Raw genomic sequence first — 1823 nt, forward strand, 5'->3', positions numbered from 1 at the left:
GGTGTGGGGGAGGTGTGTAGGGCGAAAGTCGGTGCGGGAGTGTCAGTGTGAGGCGGACGCGCAGGGTGGGGGGTGCGGTGTGTGGCTGAGGTGATGGCCTCGGTGGGTGATGGCTGTCGGAAATTCGGGAGCGTGGAAGAGCGAGGGTGGTCGACGAGCCGGACGAGCCCGGCTCGCGCCGAGGCATGGACGGCACAAGGCGGGCCTGCTACGCAGAGCTGGCCACCGGCGGTGTGCTGGTGCCCGGCGCTGCTGCGGGTGCGAGGTTCAGAACCAGGGGGTGAAGGCGAGTTCGGTGTAGCCGTCGGGCGGGGCATCGGTGACGCTGATGAGCTGGCGGGCCCAGGTGCCGACGAGCCCGTTGGCGTCCTCGACATCGCCTTGGTGGTTTTCGATGGTGATCGCCGGCAGCGGGTGGATCTTGTACTCGTCGGTGAGCTGGTCGGTGCGTATGTAGAGGCGACGGTCGTGTTGACCAGGTAGCCTCCGACCGTGGTGTCGGGGACCGGTGTTGTCGGTAGGCGGTCGGCGAGGTGGTAGAGGTTGTTCGGCCCTTCGGTCGGGTCGTAGCCGGGTTCGGCGTCGGCATAGTCACCTGCCCACACCATGCGGGTCGGTGTGGTGAGGATCCGGCTGACGTCGTCGACGAACCAGCTTGCCCTGCCATGCGTGCTCGATCAGTTTGAACGAGATTCCCGGGCTGAGGGATCCGGTCACGGCGCCGGTGTCTGCGTCGAGGAAGACAGCTTTGAAGTACTGGGCCATGAGTGATTCCCTTGTCGGAGTTTGGTGACGCGTCGGCCGGTGCGGGCGCGCCGGGCTGGTCGGGTGGTGGTCGTCGAGAAACCTGAGGTCCGGCGTCGGGTATCGCGGGCGGGTCTAGCTGAAGACCTCGCTGATCGTGGTCGGCCCGTCGACGAACACACCGCGCAGCTGTGCGGCGGTGTCGCGGGTGGGGACGGTCGAGGTGACCGGCCTCCGGGCGAGGACGTAGCCGCCAGGCCGGCGGTCGACGGGGTAGAGGATCCAGCGCGTCGGTGTGATGGTGAAGTCGCCGTCGCCGAGGAACCGGCGGGTCAACGTGCCATCGGCGGCGATAGAGAGGACTTCCCAGTCGCCGCCCTCGACCAGTGCCATCGCATGTTCGCTGCTGTCGGCGGCGGGCTGCGGCCCGATTGAGGTGATGGGAGTACAAGGCGCCAGGGATGCGCTGTCTTCGATGGCGAGGTAGCCGACGATCACGGCTGTGGTGCCGTCGGTGAGGGTGACGCGGATCGGACCGGAACCAGGCTCGGCGACGGTGAGGGTGGGTGTGGTGATCTGTGCGGCGGTGTCGGTGGTGATGTGGGTGAGGTCGACGTGGAGGGAGAGTTCACGCAGGATCTCGGCGACGGTCAGCGGGGGCGTAGCGGCGGTGTCGAAAACGAAACCTGCGATGTTGACCGGCGACGGGTCGGGGGTCAGCGTTGCTGCTGTGGCCCAATCGATGTCGCCGTCGGCGGTGTGGGGGACCGTGATCGTGAGGGTGGTTTCGGCGAGAGCGGCGAGGGTGTTCCAGGCGGTGAGTGAGTAGACGCGGTTGACGTGGCGTTCGCACCGGATGAAGGGATGGAACGAGTAGCCCAGGAAGACGGTGACGTCGGCGGGGGTGGGTCCGTCGGTCCACGACAGTCGCAGGTGTTCGGTGTGGCGCCAGGTGTCGACAGGCCGCACGGCGAAGGCGGCGGTGGGCCAGTGCCGTTGGAGGCGGGCCTGGATCAGGGCGCCCCAGGCGGGGTGGTCGTCGGTGTTGTGGGGTGCGATGAGGTAGTGGGTGGTGGTCG

The 1823-nt window shown here is 67.7% G+C and carries 2 protein-coding genes; both read right to left on the bottom strand.

The features are described from left to right. Positions 1-591: 591 nt before the first annotated feature. Positions 592-765: a hypothetical protein gene (locus tag ACFWPJ_RS31830; protein WP_378857082.1), complete on the bottom strand. Its 174-nt coding sequence runs from the start codon at positions 763-765 to the stop codon at positions 592-594. Positions 766-879: 114 nt separating this feature from the next. Then, positions 880-1823, bottom strand: a 944-nt coding sequence (locus ACFWPJ_RS31835; protein WP_378857083.1) for a hypothetical protein, incomplete at its 5' end; no start/stop codon positions are given.

Source organism: Nocardia sp. NPDC058497, assembly GCF_042720195.1.
Classification (GTDB): domain Bacteria; phylum Actinomycetota; class Actinomycetes; order Mycobacteriales; family Mycobacteriaceae; genus Nocardia.

What these genes read in the sequence shown, in the direction of transcription:
- ACFWPJ_RS31830 (WP_378857082.1), bottom strand. Translation starts at nt 765, where the DNA reads ATGGCCCAGTACTTCAAAGCTGTCTTCCTCGACGCAGACACCGGCGCC.